Origin of the sequence: Pseudoalteromonas sp. 19-MNA-CIBAN-0066 (genome assembly GCF_040308705.1) — a bacterium.
Lineage (GTDB): Bacteria > Pseudomonadota > Gammaproteobacteria > Enterobacterales > Alteromonadaceae > Pseudoalteromonas > Pseudoalteromonas nigrifaciens.
The window spans coordinates 72,798-92,885 of record NZ_JBEONZ010000004.1 but is presented as its reverse complement, the minus strand read 5'-3'; the positions used below and the strand labels follow the sequence as shown (position 1 = coordinate 92,885).

The following is a 20,088-nucleotide window of genomic DNA, read 5'->3' as shown; positions in this document are numbered from 1 at the left end:
TTGACAGCTCATGAATTTAATACGATTAGTCGTATTTGCCATTAAACTGTCATAAATAGTCAATATTCTACGCGCATATGATTTTAGGGATTTATTTATGCGCGCCTCTACATTTACCCGCTTACTGGCTGTTTTGTTAACTCTCGCGAGTGTTTTATTAGCTATGACTCTACTTTGGGCCAGTCAAACTTTACTAAAACTAGAGCAGCAAGACAGTGCATATAGACAGCTTAAAAATACGATTATGGTTGATCTAGCGAGCTATCTAAGTAATTACTTAGCACAAGGCGATAGCCAATACTTAACACAAGCCTCAAGTTTAATCTCGCAAGTAGAGCAAAAACAGTTAACGCTATTACCAGCAGCTCTTAAATCACAACTTACTGAGCAGTTAATTACTCTAAATAATGATATAAACGGTAAATATAGAGCCTTGGGTAAGCTCTCTGGTAACGAAACGGCTTTACTTGATAATGCGCTAAGGCAAATGGCTGGTTCGGCATCCTCGTTAATTAATTATGCGCGCTCAGCTTCGGATAATAGTAACAACACGCTTAGTTATTATAAATTGGCCAATGAGTATTATAGTGAAGTGATTAACTTATCATTATTTAGTTATCAACTGGTGCTAGATTATCAGCAGAGTGTAGAGCAGAGCTTGCAACAAAGCGTGAAAAATTTAAATGTATTAGCAGCAAAAATAGAGCAGCTACCAAACTTAGGTGTGATGGATAAAGTAGATGAGTATAGTTTATTTATTGACGAGCAAAGTGAAGATTTAGCCACTGATATTAAATCAGAATTAAGTAGTTGGCCAAATCGCTATCCTCGGGATTTAACCAGTACATTAACTCAGGCACAACAACGACAGACGGGGGCCGATGAATTGCGCACGCAGCTTAGTAATTTATCTAAAACAGTGATAAATGCAGAGCAAGCACTAAAAACACAACAAGATAATTTAAAGCAGCAAGTATTTTGGGTGTTTTGTGTTGCTATTAGTGGACTCGTTATACTTGCTGGCGGTGTTTATATTGTTCAGCGTAATCTGGTACTTAATCCTCTTCGACGGTTGCGCGACGGGTTTGCATTTTTAATTGAAACGAATGAGTTTAAAAATATTGTCAGTAATAACCCAAAAACTGAAGTTGGGGAAATAGCCCAATACTTTAATCAGCTAATTGAACGCCAGCGCATAGAAGCACAAGAGCGAGCGCAAATGCTAAAAGTAGTGAATGCTTTTATGCAGCAAATGAGTAAACACTTACAGACGATTGAGCAACAAACTACTACGAGTTATGGGCAAGTGGAACAAAATCAGTATTTACTAACCGATATTCAGCAGATTGGAGAGCAAGTTAATGATATTAATACACAAGTAGCTGATAACGCACAAAGTACCTTTAGTGCCATGGAACAAAGCTTAGGATTTGCGCAAAGTATGTTAAGTGCGAGTGCCGATACACAGGCACGGGTTGAACGCAGTATACAAAGCTTACAAGAGCTACTTAATGGTGTTGAAGGCGTAAGTAAAATTATAGAAGTAATACGTAATATTGCAGATCAAACCAACTTACTTGCGCTAAATGCAGCAATAGAATCAGCTAGGGCAGGTGAGCATGGTCGCGGCTTTGCAGTAGTGGCAGATGAAGTTAGGCAATTGGCACTGCAAACGCAAGGCTCGCTGAGCGAGATAAATGGGCAGCTCACCATACTGAGTGAAAACTCACGGCTAGTTGCTACGCAAATAACAGCATTAACCCAAGGTGCTCAATCGCAAACGCAAAATGCCCAAGAACTTAAGTTAAATTCGGAAGCGGTGGCAAGTAATGCAAAAAATGCTAATAAAGTAGCGTTTGAGGCGATGAAGCTTGCTAAGCAGCAAAGCAATTTATTAGATAACTTTAGTCAGTCAATGGCTGAAATGAAGGGGCAAGTAAGTGAGTCGAGCTCGTTGGTGGATGATATACGACATCAGCTACAACAACAAATTCATTCGATTAAAGGGGGCCTGGGGTTGTAATAAATTAGCTTTAGCGCTCATCTTATATCATGCTCTAAATTCTATGTGCTAAGCTGTATGCTGGTTTTATTTTATAAAATGAAGGATTTATAATGATTGTACAAGGTCAAACTATTCCCTCGGTTACGCTAAGCCAGTTAACCGACGATGGTATGCAAACACTGACTAACAGTGAATTATTTGCAGATAAAAAAGTTGTATTGTTTGCAGTCCCCGGTGCGTTTACACCTACCTGTTCAAATGCACACTTACCTGAGTTTATTACTCTGGCAGATAAAATAAAAGCAAAGGGCGTTGATGCAATTTATTGTGTATCGGTAAACGATGCGTTTGTTATGAAAGCATGGGGGGCATCACAAAATGCACAAGAAATAGCCATGCTGGCAGACGGCGATGCGAGCTTTACCAAAGCATTAGGCCTTGATATGAATACGGCAGGGTTTGGCGGTGTGCGTTCAAAGCGTTACGCAATGATCGTGGAAAATAGTGTAGTAACCGGTTTATTTGTAGAGCAAGAAAAAGAATTTGTGGTTAGTCGTGCTGCTGCTGTTTTAGAAAAGCTATAGAATAAATTAGCGATTTGAAAATACAAAAGCCGATGTTGATGCAACATCGGCTTTTTGCAATTATTGCTTATTAAGGCTGATATTGCCCGCTAATTGTTAAGCCCGAGAAGGTTTTATACGCGTTAACACTTAAGTGCCACGTACCCGCTTGTGGGCTTGAGAAAGTACAGGTTTCGGCATTACCATTTTTATATGGACGACAATCGTAACTCGATGTCGTGGGCTGACTGCCAAACTTAACAAACAAATCAGCATCGCCTGTGCCACCGCTTGTTGTTACTGTAAATGTAGCCATACCTGCTGGCACGTCTAGTGTGTAATGCTTCCATTGACCTGCATTAGCACTCACATCGCTTACAGTGCCACCACCAGCTTGAGGTGTGCCTGAGCCCCCGCCCGAAGCTGCTGTAATATTACCAGTTAAGCTGATCCCAGAATAGGCAGAATAACCTCGTAGCATCACATGATACGTACCTGATGTAGGGTTATCGATTGAGCACTCTTCGTTGTTACCACTTTTGTAAGGGCGGCAATCGTATGTAGAGGTTGTTGGCTTACTGCCAGAGCGCACGTATAAATCGGCATCACCAGTGCCTCCACTCATAGTGAAAGTGACATTAGTTGCGCCACTGGGCACTGTCATTGTATAAAATGTTTCTGAGTTAGTTGCGCCGCTTAAACCGGTTTGAGTTTCGCCATCAAGAAGTTCATTACCACTTGGTGGTGGTGCAGTGCCACCACTTGCAGCAGCTACGGCAGCTGCTGCATCAACAATACCGGTACCACAGCTAGTACATGTGGCTGGGAACGAGCGGGTGGTTGTTTTTAAAATATTTTCGATTTCATCGGGAGTAGCATTCGGCTTTGCTTGTTTTATCAGTGCCGCTACGCCAGCAACATGGGGGGCTGCCATTGATGTACCCTGCGAAAAACCGTAGCTATCACTAGAAGGGGTTGACGAACCGGCGTTATAAGTGGATAAAACACCTTCAGAATCGTTAGCAAAACTTTGCGCACCACCCGGTGCGGCAACATCAATATTACTACCGTAATTAGAGTAATAAGCACGACCGCCATTACGGCCAACCGAGGCTACATTTACCACGCCATTACAGTTGCCTGGGTTATAGTTTGCTGAGTTATCGTTATCGTTACCGGCAGCAATTACCACTACTGTGCCGTTATTACGTGCGGTGTTAATAGCACTTTGTGTTGTAGAGCTACATGAGCCACTGCCCCCTAAGCTCATATTTATTACATCTGCAGGATTGGCATTTGCCGGTAGCCCAGATACATTGCCACCAGAAGCCCAAATAATACCATCAGCAATATCAGAGGTTAAACCGCCGCACTTACCTAGTACACGTACAGGCACTACTTTGGCGCCGTAAGCAACCCCAGCAACACCCTCACCATTATTAGTAACTGCAGCAACAGTACCCGCTACATGTGTACCGTGCCAGCTAGAGTTTTGTGCACCGTTAGTACCACATTCATTGGCAGCAACCGCATCGCCCGGATCGCGGGCATCGCTATCGCGACCATTGCCATCATTAGCCACCGATAAATTCGAGATCATATCGTAACCGGGTAAAATATTAGCGTTTAAATCAACATGAGGGCGATAGCCTGTATCGAGTACTGCAACAACAACACCGCTACCAGTGGCTGTATCCCATGCGGTAGGTAAGTTTAAGCCGCCAGCTTGTTCATAATAATGCCATTGGTCGTCAAATCGTGGATCATTAGGCGTTGCAAACGGTTGCAGCATTTGATCGACTTCAATGTACTCAACGTTGCCAGATTCAAGCATTTCTTGCATAAATTGCTGTGCTTCTTGTGCATTTAGCTTTTTACTTGCACGCATTACATGGTGATTATTAAGTGCCATGGCACGAATATACTTCGCTTTTACTTTGCCTTTTTTAGAGGTGTAATTTTTAACAAAGCTCTGCGCTTTATTTTGCATATTTGATTGGCTTACATCTGTGTCTGTAGCTGCAAAGCTAGCTAAATCATTAGTGTTATTTTTATATTTAATAATGAATTGTGTTTCAAAACCAGTTTGATTTTGTAATTTAGCTGTTGTTTCTGCCATTGATGGTGCAATTGCTTGTGCAGGAGTTGCAATACTCGATGTTGCAGCAAATAGTGAGCTGATAGTAAAGGCTATTGCACACTTTTTAAATGATTTACCTGTTGTCATGATTATCCTTAGTTTTTATTTGTTATTTCGTAGCACAAATCCACGAAGTGGGTACAAAGGTAAATGATCTGTTAAATTAATTGAAAGATTAATTACTTATTAGCTTCTTTCATTTGGTTATAACCTTGTTATTAGCGGGTTTGTAGTTACTTTGTACTTTTTATATTTATAAATATAAGCATAAGTAACTAGTTTTAAATTTGAGTATTAATACTTTTATTTTTATTTGTTGTGCAATTGAAAATAATCAATTCGATGTCCAGCCGGTGCATAAATTTTGTTATAATCAAAAAAAATTAATGAGATAAATAAATGACCCAAGTAGATGTGATAGTAATAGGTGCGGGAGCAGCAGGCTTAATGTGTGCAGCGCAAGCAGGATATCGTGGCCGTAGTGTTACAGTACTTGATATGGGCAAAAAGCCAGGTCGAAAAATACTCATTAGTGGCGGTGGGCGCTGTAACTTCACCAACGAAAATGCCAGCCCTAGTAATTATTTGTGTGGCAACCCTCATTTTGTTAAATCATGTTTAAGTCGTTATACCCAACATGACTTTATTGAACTGGTAGATCGTCATGGTTTAGCCTATCACCACAAAACACTAGGTCAGCTTTTTTGTGATAATAACGCTCAAGACATTGTTGATATTTTACTTACTGAGTGTGAGTGGGCGGGTGTATCTATAAAGTTGCGTAACGAAGTAATCAGCGTTTCAAAAACTGAAACTGGTTATAGCGTAGTAACCGAGCATGAAACATTTTATTGTGAGTCGTTAGTGATTGCCTCCGGTGGGTTAACTATGCCTAAGCTTGGCGCAACACCCATTGGCTATAAAATTGCTGAGCAGTTTGGCTTAAAAGTATTACCGACCATGGCGGCACTTGTACCATTTACTTTGCATCAGCACGATAAAGAACGTTTTGAAGCGCTTTCAGGTATAAGTATTTTATGCGATGTTACTAGTGAAGATGGCACTGCATTTAAAGAAAATATTTTATTTACCCATAGAGGGTTATCGGGCCCTGCTATATTACAAATAAGCTCATTTTGGCGCGCCGGACAGGCGGTAACTATTAATTTATTACCCGAAACAGATTTAAGACAACAGCTAGCCGATTGGCGTGAAACGCAATCTCAAAAGTCGTTAAAAAATAGCTTAGCCACTATTTTACCTAAACGTTTTATTGAAGTTCTTCATGAGGGGAAAGCAATTCCTGATTGTAATATTAACCAGCTAACACATAGCCAAATTGACGAGTTAGTTAACTATATACATGCATGGCAAATTAAACCAAATGGCACAGAAGGTTACAGAACAGCGGAAGTAACGCTAGGCGGTGTAGATACCGATGAACTTAGCTCAAAAACCTTCGAAGCAAAAAAAGTACAAGGCTTATATTTTATTGGCGAAGTAACCGATGTAACCGGTTGGCTAGGGGGCTATAATTTTCAGTATGCGTGGAGCTGCGGTTTTGCTGCTGGGCAGTATGCTTAATATTTTAGGAACAATAAGTTAGCAGTTACAAGGTTAATTTAGTTTATTGGGTTTAACCGCTGATACTTTAGAGCTAACTTTTAAATAGCAGCGGATTTACTTAATGTGTTTTCATAGTGAGTTTTGGTTAAGTTGTCGCTAGCAACACAGACCTGATCTCGCCCTTGTAATTTTGCTTTATAAAGCGCTTTATCGGCGCGCTCTAAAAGATGCAAAGCAGTGTCGTCAACATGCGCTTTAGCTATACCAATACTGATAGTTAACGCTCTATTATCGATTAAATGAGTGGCAATAAACGCTCTGAGCTCTTCAGCTTCGTTAATTGCGTTATCTAGGCTGCTATCTCGAAGAATAATAGTAAACTCTTCTCCGCCCCAGCGTGCAATTAATGCACTATTTGTAAGCTTGTTTTGTAAAATATTGGCAAACTCACTAAGCACGTTATCACCCGCTAAATGGCCATAAGTATCGTTTACTTTTTTAAAGTGATCTATGTCGCAAATCATCACTATATTTGATTTTCGCTCATTATTATTTTCACTCAGTAATTGCGACAATTCAAAATCAAATTTTTGCCTGTTATATAGCCCGGTGAGCTTATCGGTTTCGGCTAGCTGTTTTATTTCGGCATTGCGCTTCGAAAGATGAGAGTAAGCCGAAAAACGCGTTTTTTCATAAAACCTAAATAATAAAACATGCGCAATAGACACTTCAATAAAATTAAATAATGCAGATAAACCTATGGTAATTGATAGTTGTTGCTGTAAGTAAACTAGATAGGCACAAATACCAAAAGCAATGCTACTTAATATACTTCCCCAATTCCGCCCAACTAAAAAAAAGGTAAAAGGCGGAATAAGTGTTGCCCAAAATAATGAATGAGCATGACCCTTTGCCGATACTATAAAGAGCATTATTAAGCCAACTATCATTAATGCAACAACCCAAGCAGCTTTACTAACCTGAGCTGTTTTATTAAACCATATACAAATACTTAATGACGCTATAAGTCCTAAGGCATCAATAAGTGCAATATCGTAACTCGAAAAATAAAAAACATTTAGTAAGGTTAAAATTAAAAAGTAGCAGCAGCAGATTAATAAAGAATGTGCAATTAAGCGTGTTCGCCAGTAATCCTTATGATCTCTAGGGTATTGCGGAAATTCTTTATACCAAAAATGTAGCATCAAATAACGACTTAATAATTATTAATTAATTCAGTATTGTCTATTTATTATAAAGTGGGTAGTAATAAATTATAAAACCCCGATAGACTTAAATCTATCGGGGTTTTTATCATTTATTTTTACTCTTGTATAAATGCTTCGCCTTCTTTCATCCACTTTGCGGCGGGTTTGCCTTTTAAGTAATGATCAAAGTACTGCATCATACGAATTGAAAAATCGACTTGATTAGGAAACTTTTTCAAGTGATGAGGTTCGCCTTCATACTGTAAAAAAGTGGCATCTTTACCCGCACGGCGCAGGGCTAAGTAATACTGTACCCCTTCGTGCCAAGGTACAGCGTCGTCTTTATCGCCAAACATAATTAAAATAGGAGTGTTTACTTTATCGGCAAAAAATACCGGTGAGTTTTCTATGTATAATTCTGGCGCTTCAAAAAGGTTTTTACCAATGCGGCTTTGTCCTGTTTCGTACTGAAACTGACGCGCTAAGCCCGATTTTAAACGAATGCCACTATAGGCGCTGGTCATGTTAGACACGGGAGCACCCGATACAACCGCTTTAAACATATCGGTTTGAGTGATCATAAAGGCACTTTGGTAGCCTGCCCACGAATGACCTTGTAAACCAATTTTATTTTTATCAGCAATGCCTAAATCAATGAGCTTTTGCGTGGCGTTGATCATGGTTTGCGTTGATGATTTACCTGGGTGGCCTATTTCAAAACGAATGTCGGGTAAAAATACCGCGTAACCGTTTGAGGTAAACATAGGAAAATTAGGGCGGTGGTTTAATTCCATTTTAGGAAAGTCGTACATGCGTTGGCTCATATAACGGTAAAAATACACCATTACTGGTACTTTTTCGCCTTTTTTGTAACTCGCAGGTTTAATTAGTACGCCTTGTAAGTCTTCGCCATCAAAGCCTTTGTAGCTTATGAGTTCTGGCTTTTCGCCCCAGGCAAAGTTACTTATTTGTGGGTTAAGTGTAGTCACTTGTTGCGGAGCACTGAAACTAAAGTCAGTTTGATAAAAGTCTGGAAACTGATGGTACGCTTGCTCAGTAAATAGGTATTTATCGGCATTTTTTGCTTTTTTAACTAAATCAAAACGTTTATTACCACTGAGCACTTTAGTTACTGTGTTGGTGGTTAAATCAAGCTTGGCTATTTCACTTTGCTTAGTTTGTAAGTTAATAGCCGATATAAGCAATGTTTCGTCTTTTTTAAAGCCAACTTGGCTTTTATCAAGTTTAATAACGCGATATTGAGTATTGGTTTGTTTACCATTAGTTAAACGTTTTGCCTGCTGGCTATTTACATCAAACGCCCAAATATCGTACTTACTGTAAGCAAGTAGTTGGCTGCTATCTTGATTCCAACCGGCAAAACCATAACCTGGTTGGGCTGAAGGGTAGTCGTGCTTGTCATCAGCAAAAGTAGCTTGAATTGCACGTGTAAGCGTAGTGACTTTATTATTTTTTAAATCTTTTAGCTGTATATGGTTATCGCTAAAGTAGGCGGCAAACTCGCCATTAGGTGCCAAACTTGGTTTAAACGGGTAGTTACTAACAATGGGAGTGTGTTTACCTGTATTAATATTTACAGCAAAGTAGTCAGCAAAAAAGCCGCCATACATTATTTTCTCAAGGTATGGGATATCAGTATAACCAAGCAGTGATGTATCGCGCTGCGGATTAAGCGCAACCTCTGGCATGCTCACAGTACTTAGCTGGATAACTTTTTGCGAATTTATGTGGTACACCGCGCTGTAATGGCGGTTTTTGTTTTTTTCGTTCCACTGCTGCTGTTCACGCGGTTTTATTTGCGCGTCGTTGTTATGCCATACTTTTAAGCCTTTATGCTCTCGTATAGTGTCAAAGTCGTATAGTGAGGCTTCGTCGCTATACTCTTTAGCTTTTACTTTAGCGGCTAGTTTAGGGCGATTTTCAAAATATAAACGCTCGCCATTTTTAGACCATATTAACGCGGCGGTTTTACCTATTCCCCAATCTTTGTTGGGGGAGTTAATCGTTGTTAGCTGCTCATTTTGCCAAAGTTGTAAGCTGTAGTTACGACGGCGCATGTCGTCGTTAACATAGTTACCTAACGTAAATGCTACGCTTGCCTCAGTTGGGTGCCAGGCTATTTTACTGGCCACAACACCAGGCTCATCTATGAGTATGCTGCTTACAAAGTCATTTAAATTAAGCAGTGCTATTTGATTGTTGTTACCATCGCTGTAACTCTGGCTAACTAATAGTTGCTGGTTAGTTGCGCTAATACTGTAGTTAAATACATCTGTAATTGTGTGGCTGCGTTTATTGCTTAAATTTACAATAACCAGTGGATAGGTTTTATCATCTTTGTCTGGTGTGATGGCGCTATCGTTTTTATTAGCATGAGTGCTGGCACTTTCATCCTCGGCTTTTTCATCATCGCCTTTAGCTGCTTTTTGATTTAAGCGATAGGCAAGCCAAGTTCCATCGTTTGATAACTTATAGTCTTTCACATTACTAAAACTTTGTTGCTCGCCTGTTTGGGTATTTACTAGTACCAGGTTGTTTTTTAGAGCATCTTTTTTCTTCGTGGTTTCTTGTTCTAGTAGCGTGGGTACTTGGGTAAATGCAACCCAGTTAGCAGCTTGATTAATAACTGGTTTAGTACCACGCGGTACTTCTGCAATTAAGCTATTACCGCTTAGCGAGTAAACTTGGCCAGTGGCATCACCACGATACGGGGTTGCACTGAGCGATAAAATACGGCCATCTTCAGATAGCTGCGTTGCTTTGGCTGATTTAAAATCAAACACATCGTTAAATTGTAGCGACTCTTTAGCGTAAACTGTGGTGCTAGCTACGCTGACAATAAGCGCAGAGCTTAAAAGGGTGAGCTTTGTTTTCATTATAGGTTCTCGTTTTTTAGCGTTATTTTATTGTAACGAGTTTTGTCTATAATTCGAGTATATACGACAAGTGGTAGCAAAGCAGAGTTGAAAGGCTGAAGGTGAAAATTTAAAAACCTTGCAAGCGTGGCTCACAAGGTTACGTGTGTTGAATTTGGAGTTTATAACCAGATTTTTTGTAGCTCCGGCCATTGTTTTTCAAATTGTGCGCTTGGCTTAGTACTAAAATTACTGCGTACAAACTGATTCATTTTACCTTCAACATAGGCAAGTAAAAAGTTGGCTAGGGTTAGCTCGTCACTTTGAAAGTTTTTACCTTCACGCAGTTTTCTCTCGCGCAGTACTTGTTTAAATTGGGTCTCAAGTTTTTCAAAGAAACTTTGCACTCGTTCACGTAACCGCTCTTGCTCACCTTGCAATGCGTCGCCGGTTAAAATACGGGTAATACCAGGGTTCTTTTCAGCAAACGTTAGTAGTAAATGCAAAATATTATAAACGCGGGCTTGGCTTTCTTTTTCGTTTTCTAAAATAAGATTTATACGAGATAAAAGCGTGTCTTCAATAAATTCTATTAAGCCCTCAAACATACGTGCTTTACTAGGAAAATGACGATACAACGCTGCTTCCGATACACCAACCTCAGCGGCTAGCTTTGCTGTGGTAATACGCTGGCCGGGACTGGTTTCTAACATTTGTGCAAGTGCTTGCAGTATTTGCTCTTTGCGATTACTTCTTTTTGTCGCAGGCATGAACATTCCTTTTTTATTAGTTATCTTTTAGCAGGAGCTAGTCATTTTGATTCAAATGTTTAAGGCGCGTTTATATTTAGAATTAAACAAATTTAAACTCTTAAAAGTAAACGCGTGTTTAGCATGTTAATGTTTTATTCAGTTTGTTTCCAGCTCTTTTATATTCTCTGAGCGAGCTGTTGGATCACTGTTAGCGCAATTGCTGTTTTGCTATTTGTTGGTAATTCAAGCTGTTCATTATGCCAGTACAGGGTTAGCGCATTATTGTCAGCGTTAAACCCAAGATCACTTTGTGATACATCGTTAGCGCAAATCATATCCAGGTTTTTATTTTTTAGTTTGCCTTTTGCGTAGTTTGCTACATTTTGTGTTTCTGCGGCAAAACCAACAGTGTAAGGGCGGTTTTGCTGTAAATTAGCTACGTGTGCAATTACATCCGGGTTTTTAACTAAAGTAAGGGTAAGCTCGTCGCCTTGCTTTTTCATTTTTTGTGCTGCAACGGTTGCTGCGCGGTAGTCGGCAACAGCTGCGCAGCCAATAAACGCATCTGAGCGCGGTGCGTAGTTGAGTGATTCGTTTAATAGCTGCTCGGCGCTTTCTATGTTGATCAAATTTACGCCAGTAGGGGCTTTTATAGTCACCGGGCCTGAAATTAAATTAACTTTAGCGCCAAGTAATAAAGCGGCCTCAGCAAGTGCGTAGCCCATTTTTCCTGAGCTGTGATTAGATATAAAACGTACCGGGTCAATGGCTTCTCGGGTCGGGCCTGCAGTTATGGTAATGGTTTTACCTGCAAGTAACTGAGGTTGCTCTTTTGCAATACATAAAGCAACTAGCTCATGAGGCTCTAGCATGCGCCCAGCGCCTACATCGCCACAAGCTTGCTCACCCTTTCCTGGGCCCCAAATAAGCACGTTACGTGCTTTAAGTGTGGCTAAATTAGCTTGTGTAGCAGGGTGAGCATACATTTGCTGATTCATAGCCGGTGCGATAGCGACTTTAGCCGGAGTTGCAAGTAATAAGGTAGTGAGTAAGTCATCAGCAATGCCCGCCGCCATTTTAGCAATAATGTTGCTGGTGGCTGGGGCAACTAAAATTAAATCGGCCCACTTGGCAAACTCAATATGGCCCATAGCAGCTTCTGCTGAAGGGTCGAGTAAGGAGTCTGCAACCATTTCACCGCTCACAGCTTGCATAGTTAAGGGGGTTATAAAATGTTTTGCTGATTCAGTCATAACTACTTTAACACTACAACCATGCTCTTTTAAGCGTCTAACCAGTTCTGCGCATTTATAGGCCGCTATACCGCCGCTAATTCCCAGCACTATTTTTTTATTAGTTAAATTAATCATGGTTGTCCATCAGCCTTATTTAATATTAGGGCTAAAATAACAAATCTTGACCCGTACAGCTAAGCTTTTAAGATGAAAATAACAGGCTAATTTTCAAATTTGCATTACAGTTAATATATAAGCCGATTTATCAAGGATGAATAATGCAACTAACCTCACTTCCTAATTCGCAGCGTCCCCGCGAAAAGCTAATCGAAAAAGGCGCAAAAGCGCTCAGTGATGCTGAATTGCTTGCCATATTTTTACGCACCGGTTTGCCGGGTATGAATGTGATTGAGCTTGCCCAACATTTACTTAATGAAAACAAAACGCTACACAATTTATTTAATGCCAGTATGGAAGAGTTTTGTGCGCAAAAAGGGTTAGGTACAGCTAAGTATGTGCAGTTGCAAGCGGTGCTTGAGCTCAGCCAGCGTTATATGCAGGAGCGTTGCCAGCGCGATGCTATATTTAACTCGCCAAACGCTGTATATGATTATTTAACCTTGCAAATGCGAGGTTTGCAGCAGGAGGTATTTATGGTGCTGTATCTTGATAGTCAAAATCGCTTAATTAAAGATGAAATACTTTTTTATGGCACCATTAATTCTGCCAGTGTATATCCACGAGAAGTGGTAAAAGCGGCACTTAAAAATAATGCAGCAGCGGTTATTTTTGCGCATAATCACCCAAGCGGGATTGCCGAACCGAGTCAGGCCGACAAACTTATTACTAATAAATTGCAACAAGCACTGCAATTGGTAGATATAAATGTGCTGGATCATATTATTGTTGGAGGAGAAACCTGTGTTTCTTTTGCTGAACGAGGTCTTATTTAGCTTTACTTTTACAGAAGAGTACTAAAAACGAGCAGTTTAGTGTGTTTTGGCAAATTAGTTTAATTTAAATGCAGTTTTTACTTTCCCTATGGGCTTTCGATCTTTATAATTAGCCGCTATCAAATTTGCACATGAGCTGATTGGATGAGATCAGTTATTTGATCTTCGCCTGTAAAAGCTGTATAAAGAGCGCCCTTCGATTTATCTCTAGGGCACAACTACATGGCCTTAGGGAAAATTAAGCTCGAGCTAAGTTATTGGAGATATATAGACATGGCTAAAGTATGTCAAGTTACAGGTAAGCGTCCTGCGGTTGGTAATCACCGTTCACACGCGAGAAACGCGACTAAACGTCGTTTCCTACCTAACCTACAAACACACCGTTTTTGGGTTGAAAGTGAAAAACGTTTTGTAACATTACGCACTACTACTAAAGGTATGCGTATTATCGATAAAAAAGGCATCGACACGGTTCTTACAGAAATCCGTGCTCGCGGCGTAAAAGTTTAAGGATCTGAATCATGCGCGATAAAATCCGTTTAGTTTCAACTGCCGGTACTGGTTTTTTCTACACTACCGACAAGAACAAACGTAACATGCCTGAGAAGATGGAAATCAAAAAGTTTGATCCAAAGATTCGTAAACATGTTCTTTTTAAAGAAGCTAAAATTAAGTAATTTTAGTTTTCTATTAGAATGTAAAAACCCAGCTTATGCTGGGTTTTTTGTTTTTGATTTACGTTAAATAATAGCTTAATTGTTTAATATTGCCCTTGGCTTTCGCTTAGAGCTTGCTTCTAATAGCTGTAATATATCAGCGCTTACCCCTCAATTAAAACCTTCTCGTTTGATTATCAGCGTATTAAATCACTTTTTCTAAGTGAGTACTTATTTACTGTGGGGCTATTTTACATAAAGGTTTGCATAGGAGTATAATGCTGCGCTCATTTAGTTTATGGTTGTCTTATCTTCAACTCAGGCTGTAGGAATTGCCATGGAAAGTTGGTATTTAGTTGTATGTAAACCTCGCCAAGAAGAGCGTGCGCAGGTTAATTTAAAAAACCAAGGAATAGCGTCATTTTTTCCAAAGTTAACTACTGAAAAGTTAGTTAAAGGACGCCGCACTGTTAAGCAGTCTGCTTTATTTCCTGGTTATGTATTTGTGTGTTTAGAAGCTGAGAATGGTAACTTTTTTGCGGTAAAAAATACCCGCGGAGTAAGTGGCTTTGTAACTTATGGTGCTGCATATCAGCGTGTGCCCGTTGAGTTAATTAATCAGCTTAAAGCAGAGCGTTCGCACTCACATGAATCGCAAGTTCCTAAAAGCGGTGACTTGGTGAGTGTAAACAATGAGTCATTTAAAAATATTGACGCTATTTATAAAGAGCCTGATGGCGATATGCGCAGTATTTTGTTCATTAATTTGCTTAACAAACAAATAGAAATTAGCGTGAGTAATCAAGCAATAAGCAAAATTTAATAAAAAAGGGGAAGTAATAAATTACTTCCCCTTTTTATAAATGTTTATAGCAGTAATTAAACCTTAAAGTTCTCTACTGATAACCTAAGTTCTTCTGCTAGTTTTGCTACTTCTGAACTTGATATGGTCGTTTGTATTGCGCCCTCAGCGGTTTGCTCGGCTATAGCAACAATGGACTCTAAGCGCTCACTTATTTCTTGTGATACTTGTTGTTGCTCTTGCGCTGCCGTTGATATTTCTTCACTCACGTTATGCGCTTGCGATACGGCTAAAGTAATCGAGTCGAGAGCGCTGCTTGCTAAATCGCTTTGCTTAACACACGACACGGCTTGTTGTTTACCTTTTTCCATAGCCGATACAGCGGCTTCTGCACCGCTTTGTAGTGACTCAATCATAGATTGAATCTCTTGGGTTGATTCTTGTGTTTTACTTGCCAGAGAGCGTACTTCATCTGCTACTACAGCAAAGCCTCGCCCATACTCACCTGCACGCGCTGCTTCAATCGCGGCATTTAATGCCAATAAGTTTGTTTGATCAGCAATACCGCGAATCACATCTAATATACTGCCAATCGATGCGCTGTCTTTGTGGAGCTTATTAATAACATTCGACGCTTCATCAACTTCGTAAGCTAGTTGCTCGATAGTGGCTTTATTTTGATTTGAAATGTCTTTAACGCGCTCGGCTTCTTTATCGGCATTTTTAATCTCATGTAACGCCTGTTGAGCGCTATTACTTACCGTTTGTGATGTACTACTCATTTCTGTTGTTGCTGTAGCTGCCTGTTCAACTTGTGCTTGCTGATTACGAATTGCTTTACTTGATTCGCCAGTAATTGTTGAGGTTTGCTCTGATGCAGCTGCAAGCTGAGTTGAGCGTGAAATAATGCCTTTAATTAAACTGCGAAGGCTATCAATTAAGGTGTTACAGCTTTTAGATAGCTCACCAAACTCATCTTTGGCACTGTCATCTAAGCGCTGTGTCATATCGCCACTTGCTACAATATCTAAAATGCGGTTAACTTCAGCCAGTGGTTTAGTAATACGATTAACTGTAACGACTGCCACGATAATTGCAATTATGGTGGCTATTATCATGCCTATCCAAGTCCACAAGTTTGCAGAATCTACGTCGCTGCGCACCCCTTTTTGCAATGAAAAAGCAACATCGCTGGCTTGTTTTACAAGTACGTCAATTTGATTTAGCGCTGTTTTAGTTGCTTGCTCAGACTCTGCAAGTTCACGTTCAGTAAGGCTAATTGCATCGATTAAGCGTTTTTTATTCGCAGCAAGGCTATTGTTACCTACAATGTTGCTCTCTAGCGTGTCTACGTATTCTTTTAGACTATTGTATAAACCACTATGGCTTTGCTCTATGGCTGGTTTAATTAGCGCTATGGTGCGGGTCACTTCTTCGAAGTAGTATACTTGTTCATTTTTTACAATATCTAAGGTATTAAGCGTTTTAACCGTTAGCATGTCGGTACTGTTGCTTACTACAGACATAAAATTGTTTTCAAGATTATTAGCAGCCTGGTAAGCGCGTGGGTTACTTTGCTCTAAGCCGTTTATATCAATAATATCGAGTACAATTGAGTTTGCATCTTCGGCGGCAAGCTCTATGCTTTCTAGTTGCGCTTTTAACATTTTATTCAGTGCTAGCTGTTTAGCTTTGTCGGCAAGTAAGCCCTCTACCGTGCTTAAAAAACTTAAATAGGTTGTTTCAACTTGTTGGCTACTTTTACTCAATAGTGGATCGTTTTTAACCACTTCTTGTAATTCACTATGCAGCGTATTGAATAACTGCTTTTGTTCGAGCACTTGGTTTTTTATTGGTTCTAGTTGCTCTGCAGAAGAGGTATAAAAACTAGCTTGAGCAGCTTTGCTCATTAAAATAAACTCGGCTTGTAATTCAGCGCTTTTATTTAAAGCGGGCAGCGACAACTGATTTACTTTTTGGGTGGAGCGATCAATATTTGCTATTTTTATTAAAGAGTTACCGCCAATTATTAAAAGCAGTAGAGTGATGAAAATAAATCCACCCCAAATACGCTGGCTCACTGTTAAATTCATACGGATTTCCATTCTAAAGTATATCAGTTAAAACTTATCGGCTTGTATTGCAATAAGTTAAGTAATTAAAGTTAATTTTAATTGTTTAATCTGTGTTGATTATTTTTAATTAAGCAATGGCCATGCGTAGCTCTAATTATAGGAGTGCTATTTTTGCTACTAAATATAATGCCAACTTAATGTGAACAGGTTGTAGTTACAAAGTTTCAACATGCGACATTAAACTTAACAGATGTATTACTTTATTTCAGTTTATTTAGACGAAAGTTGTGATTTTTCTACAGTTTTTTGTTTGCTTTTTAATTCTATTAAGGTCATGGCGCCTCCCCAAACACATCCGGTGTCTAAGGCTAATAAATGATTATGAGGTGTTTTACCATTTAATGCTGCCCAGTGGCCAAAAATAAGCGTTTGTTTAGCCGTTGTTATTGCTGGATGCATAAACCAAGGGGTTAAGTTATTGCCACTTGTTACTTCTCCTTTTGCACTTAAGTCGAGTTGGTTATCGGCAGTTAAAAATCGCATACGGGTAAAGTAGTTAACTATGTATCTAAACTTTTCATAGTTATTAAGTTCATTAGGGTTATTAATGGGGTGAGGTTGGTACATGTTTGCAAAAAAGTCATGCGCTTTAGGCGAGCTGTAACAATGCTGAGCAAACTGAGCATGTTGTAAGGCTTGTGCTATCGACCAGTCAGGGTTGAGCCCAGCATGGGATATAAAGCTATTGTACTGCTTAAGGTAAAGTGCCAAAGGCTGAGTTTGTAAAAATGCAATATAGTGGGGGAGTTTAGTGCTATTGAATACAGCTGCTAATTTATCATTAGGGTTGGGTGGTTTATTAAGTAGATAGCAGGCAATCAGGTGTAAGTCATGATTGCCTAGCGTAACTGTAATGCTATTTTGGTGTTTGTATAAGTACTCTAAACAGGCTAGTGAGTCAGCGCCTCGAGCGACTATATCGCCCACCAAGTAGAGATGATCTTTACTTGGATTAAAGTTAACGCGTTAAACTCGTTAAAGCAGCCTTGCAAATCACCTATTGCGTAGTCAGCCATGTGTATAGTGTACTAGTGCAGTATGTTAGGGCAGGCTAAACGAAACACGTTAATAGGCGCTTTAAACTCAGTGCCAAACTCGTTACGTAACGTATAGTGCCCTTGCATAGTACCTACCGGGGTATCTAGTATTGCCCCACTGGTATATTTATAACTTTCGCCGGGTGCTATAACTGGGTTTTCGCCGACCACACCTTCGCCTTGCACTTCAATTTCTTTGCCATTTGCATCGGTAATTAACCAATAACGGCTCAGTAATTTAGCGCTACACAAACTGTGGTTTTTAATGGTTACAGAATAAGCAAATACAAACTTTTCGAGTTCAGGTTGCGACTGCTCTTCTACATAAAATGTTTCAACAGATACCTTTACAGGCGATCCAATATTACTGCTTGTTGTCATAAATCCAATTTGCTATGTCAATAAATTGTTGTAACGATAAGCGCTCAGCACGCAAAGTAACATCTATGCCAATGCTGGTTAGCTCATCCGCAGTTAGTAAGTTGCTTAAACTATTGCGTAGTGTTTTACGACGCTGGTTAAAAGCTTCTAGGCAAACGTTATTTAAAATTTTCACGCTTTTTGCAGTGCGTTGTTCAGGCTTTTTAGGGATTAAGCGAATAACCGCCGAATCTACTTTAGGCGCAGGTTTAAAGCACTCAGGCGGTACTTCTATAACCGGCATTGCATTACAGTAGTACTGAGTCATTACGCTTAAACGACCAAAGGTTTTGCTCCCCGGGCCTGCAACCATGCGTTTTACTACTTCTTTTTGCAGCATAAAGTGCATGTGCTCAATATTGTCTGCAAATTCAAAAAGATGAAATAATAACGGAGTCGAAATGTTATACGGTAAGTTACCAAACACTTTTAGTTTTTTGTCATCTCTCACCAAGCTTGCAAAATCAAAGGTCATTGCATCGCCTTGGTTTACGGTTAATTTAGGTCCCAAAAATGGGTGTTCAATTAAACGCTGTGCCAAATCTTTATCTAATTCTACAACCGTTAAATGGCCGCTTAATTCGGCTACCGGTTCAGTAATTGCGCCAAGGCCTGGACCAATCTCTACTAGGTTATCTTCTGGTTTAGGATCGATTGCGCTCACTATTTTACCGATGATCATGTCATCAAATAAAAAGTTTTGTCCAAAACGTTTACGGGCGCGGTGTCCTAAATGTACTTTATCGGTCATTGATTTTGTGCTTTTTCTTGGGCGAGCTTAATTGCTTCGCGGATCGCTAATTCAAAACTGCCAACATCAGCAGTACCTTTGCCTGCCAAATCCAGAGCAGTACCATGATCTACTGAGGTGCGAATAAATGGTAAACCTAAGGTAATATTTACCGAGTTACCAAATCCCTTGTATTTTAGCACAGGTAGCCCCTGATCGTGATACATAGCTAATACGGCATCGGCTTCATTTAGGTATTTATCTTGAAATAAAGTGTCGGCAGGGAGTGGACCAATCAGGTTCATACCTTGGTTGTTAAGTATTTCAAGTGTTGGAATAATGGTATCTATTTCTTCACGGCCTAAATGGCCATCTTCACCAGCATGAGGATTTAAACCACAGACTAAAATACGCGGCTTTTCTATACCAAACTTAGTTTGTAAGTCGTGGTTTAAAATACTCGCTACTTTGATTAGCCGATCCTCTGTAATAGCACGCGATACATAGGCAAGTGGAATATGCGTCGTTACCAGCGCTACTCTTAGGCCTTGCGTAGCAAGCATCATTACTACATCTGCGGTATTCGACTGTTGTGCAAAATACTCGGTGTGGCCACTAAACGAAATACCGGCTTTATTAATAATACCTTTATGTACAGGGCCGGTAACAACTGCTGCAAAAGTGCCATCCATGTTTTTTTCACTGGCAATACGCAAAGTGTCTAATACGTATTGGCCATTAGCATCGTTAAGCACACCTAGCTCTACAGGCTCAGCTACATCTACTTGATGTAGGTAAAGGCTTCCTGCTGGTGCAGGCGTTGCTGCAGCGTGCTGATCAAACTCTATTAGCTTTATACTTAAGCCTAAATGTTTAGCACGTTGCTTAAGCATATTCGCGTCGGCAATGGCAACAAGCTGTGCGTCCCAAGTTTGTTGGGCAAGTTTTAACAGTAAATCTGGACCAATGCCCGCAGGCTCACCAGGGGTAATTGCGATACGTAATGTCAT

General features: G+C 39.9%; 16 protein-coding genes and 1 pseudogene. 7 read left to right on the top strand and 10 right to left on the bottom strand.

The window, feature by feature from the left end:
• The first annotated feature begins 97 nt into the window (after positions 1–97).
• On the top strand, positions 98–2,023 hold the full coding sequence (locus tag AAEZ18_RS04120) for a methyl-accepting chemotaxis protein (protein WP_089368779.1): 1,926 nt from the start codon (positions 98–100) through the stop codon (positions 2,021–2,023).
• Positions 2,024–2,115: 92 nt separating this feature from the next.
• Positions 2,116–2,589, top strand: a complete 474-nt coding sequence (locus tag AAEZ18_RS04115; RefSeq protein ID WP_086997685.1) for a peroxiredoxin — start codon at positions 2,116–2,118, stop codon at positions 2,587–2,589.
• Between the two features lie 70 nt (positions 2,590–2,659).
• Here the strand turns inward: AAEZ18_RS04115 and AAEZ18_RS04110 are convergent, their stop codons facing one another.
• Positions 2,660–4,795, bottom strand: a complete 2,136-nt coding sequence (locus AAEZ18_RS04110) for a S8 family peptidase (RefSeq protein ID WP_011329296.1) — start codon at positions 4,793–4,795, stop codon at positions 2,660–2,662.
• 312 nt (positions 4,796–5,107) lie between these two features.
• On the opposite strand from AAEZ18_RS04110, the gene AAEZ18_RS04105 reads away from it, so the two are divergent.
• A complete protein-coding gene (locus AAEZ18_RS04105; protein WP_011329295.1) occupies positions 5,108–6,292 on the top strand; it encodes a BaiN/RdsA family NAD(P)/FAD-dependent oxidoreductase in 1,185 nt (394 codons plus the stop codon).
• Between the two features lie 80 nt (positions 6,293–6,372).
• Here AAEZ18_RS04105 and AAEZ18_RS04100 read toward each other — a convergent pair whose 3' ends face one another.
• From AAEZ18_RS04100 to coaBC, 4 genes are all read right to left on the bottom strand, one after another.
• Entirely contained in the window at positions 6,373–7,479 is a 1,107-nt protein-coding gene (locus AAEZ18_RS04100; protein ID WP_179806931.1) for a GGDEF domain-containing protein, read from the bottom strand.
• A 119-nt stretch (positions 7,480–7,598) separates the two neighbouring features.
• On the bottom strand, positions 7,599–10,379 hold the full coding sequence (locus AAEZ18_RS04095; protein ID WP_089368772.1) for an alpha/beta hydrolase family protein: 2,781 nt from the start codon (positions 10,377–10,379) through the stop codon (positions 7,599–7,601).
• A gap of 161 nt (positions 10,380–10,540) precedes the next feature.
• A complete protein-coding gene (gene slmA, locus AAEZ18_RS04090) occupies positions 10,541–11,128 on the bottom strand; it encodes a nucleoid occlusion factor SlmA (RefSeq protein WP_011329292.1) in 588 nt (195 codons plus the stop codon).
• Positions 11,129–11,286: 158 nt separating this feature from the next.
• Entirely contained in the window at positions 11,287–12,480 is a 1,194-nt protein-coding gene (coaBC, locus tag AAEZ18_RS04085) for a bifunctional phosphopantothenoylcysteine decarboxylase/phosphopantothenate--cysteine ligase CoaBC (protein WP_011329291.1), read from the bottom strand.
• Between the two features lie 143 nt (positions 12,481–12,623).
• Between coaBC and radC the strand changes: the two genes are divergently transcribed.
• From radC to rfaH, 4 genes are all read left to right on the top strand, one after another.
• On the top strand, positions 12,624–13,298 hold the full coding sequence (radC, locus tag AAEZ18_RS04080) for a RadC family protein (RefSeq protein ID WP_011329290.1): 675 nt from the start codon (positions 12,624–12,626) through the stop codon (positions 13,296–13,298).
• A gap of 273 nt (positions 13,299–13,571) precedes the next feature.
• Positions 13,572–13,808, top strand: coding sequence for a 50S ribosomal protein L28 (gene rpmB / locus AAEZ18_RS04075; RefSeq protein ID WP_041454777.1), 237 nt, complete (start codon positions 13,572–13,574; stop codon positions 13,806–13,808).
• Positions 13,809–13,819: 11 nt separating this feature from the next.
• A complete protein-coding gene (gene rpmG / locus AAEZ18_RS04070) occupies positions 13,820–13,975 on the top strand; it encodes a 50S ribosomal protein L33 (RefSeq protein ID WP_004335545.1) in 156 nt (51 codons plus the stop codon).
• Positions 13,976–14,291: 316 nt separating this feature from the next.
• Positions 14,292–14,777: a transcription/translation regulatory transformer protein RfaH gene (gene rfaH / locus AAEZ18_RS04065; RefSeq protein ID WP_197107650.1), complete on the top strand. Its 486-nt coding sequence runs from the start codon at positions 14,292–14,294 to the stop codon at positions 14,775–14,777.
• Positions 14,778–14,833: 56 nt separating this feature from the next.
• On the opposite strand, the gene AAEZ18_RS04060 is transcribed toward rfaH, so the two are convergent.
• The 5 genes and pseudogenes from AAEZ18_RS04060 to pdxA form a co-directional block, all read right to left on the bottom strand.
• On the bottom strand, positions 14,834–16,849 hold the full coding sequence (locus AAEZ18_RS04060) for a methyl-accepting chemotaxis protein (RefSeq protein ID WP_089368770.1): 2,016 nt from the start codon (positions 16,847–16,849) through the stop codon (positions 14,834–14,836).
• Positions 16,850–17,101: 252 nt separating this feature from the next.
• Positions 17,102–17,907: pseudogene (locus AAEZ18_RS04055) on the bottom strand (symmetrical bis(5'-nucleosyl)-tetraphosphatase).
• 12 nt (positions 17,908–17,919) lie between these two features.
• Positions 17,920–18,309 (bottom strand): Co2+/Mg2+ efflux facilitator ApaG/CorD, encoded by a 390-nt coding sequence (gene apaG / locus AAEZ18_RS04050; protein ID WP_011329284.1) that lies wholly within the window; start codon positions 18,307–18,309, stop codon positions 17,920–17,922.
• Positions 18,293–19,099, bottom strand: coding sequence for a 16S rRNA (adenine(1518)-N(6)/adenine(1519)-N(6))-dimethyltransferase RsmA (gene rsmA, locus AAEZ18_RS04045; protein ID WP_011329283.1), 807 nt, complete (start codon positions 19,097–19,099; stop codon positions 18,293–18,295). Before rsmA ends, apaG begins: the two co-directional genes overlap by 17 nt.
• Entirely contained in the window at positions 19,096–20,088 is a 993-nt protein-coding gene (gene pdxA, locus AAEZ18_RS04040; RefSeq protein WP_011329282.1) for a 4-hydroxythreonine-4-phosphate dehydrogenase PdxA, read from the bottom strand. The genes rsmA and pdxA overlap by 4 nt, the downstream gene beginning before the upstream one ends.